The sequence below is a fragment of the Massilia sp. PWRC2 genome, from assembly GCF_049896725.1.
GTDB lineage: Bacteria > Pseudomonadota > Gammaproteobacteria > Burkholderiales > Burkholderiaceae_D > JAFCUW01.
Genome location: NZ_JAFCUW010000051.1, coordinates 1 through 743, shown reverse-complemented (window position 1 = coordinate 743; position 743 = coordinate 1). Strand labels below are relative to the sequence as shown.

At 63.7% G+C, this 743-nt stretch carries 1 protein-coding gene; it reads left to right on the top strand.

Annotated features, from left to right (window positions below; all coding sequences use genetic code 11):
- A partial coding sequence (locus ACP7BZ_RS22990) for an IS66 family transposase (RefSeq protein WP_426117523.1) occupies positions 1-743 on the top strand: 743 nt, incomplete at both ends.

Genomic DNA, 743 nt, shown 5'->3' with positions numbered 1-743 from the left:
AATACGGCCCGAACGTGCGCGCACTTGGCGTTCACCTGACCCAAGGCCAGATGCTGCCATATGCCCGCGCCGCCGAATTGATTCGCGAGATGACGGGCTTGTCCGTGTCGCCGGCAACTGTGCTTGCCTGGGTCGGCCAAGCGAGCCTGGCCCTGCAAGGCACGGCCGACCTGATAGCGCGGCAGTTGCATCACGCACCGGTACTGTGCGCCGACGAATCGGGCCTGCGCGTGGACGGCAAACTGCACTGGATGCACGTTGCGGCCACGGCGGAACTGACCTGGTATGGCATGCATGCCAAGCGCGGCCTGGAGGCGATCGCCGCACATGGCATTCTTCCCAACCGACTCGGCGTTCTGGTTCATGATTGCTGGGCCCCATACTGGAAACTGAACGATGGCCTGCACGCCTTGTGCAACGCCCATCTTCTGCGCGAATTGGTCTATGCACAGGAGGTGACAGGCCAGGATTGGCCAACCGACATGACGGAACTGCTGCTCAATGCCCAACGACTGAGCGCGGCTGCGCGCCAGCAAGGCAAGCCATTCGATGCCGATGCCATCGCCGCCTTCGCCACCGTCTACCACGGCATCGTGCGCCGGGGCGAAGAACTGAACCCTCCCCAGACCAAGCCCGGCGCAAAGCCGGGACGCTGCAAGCAGTCTGAGGCCCATAACTTGCTGCGCCGCTTCCGACTGCACGCAGACGCCATCTTGCGCTTCATTGCTGACCCCACAGTCCCG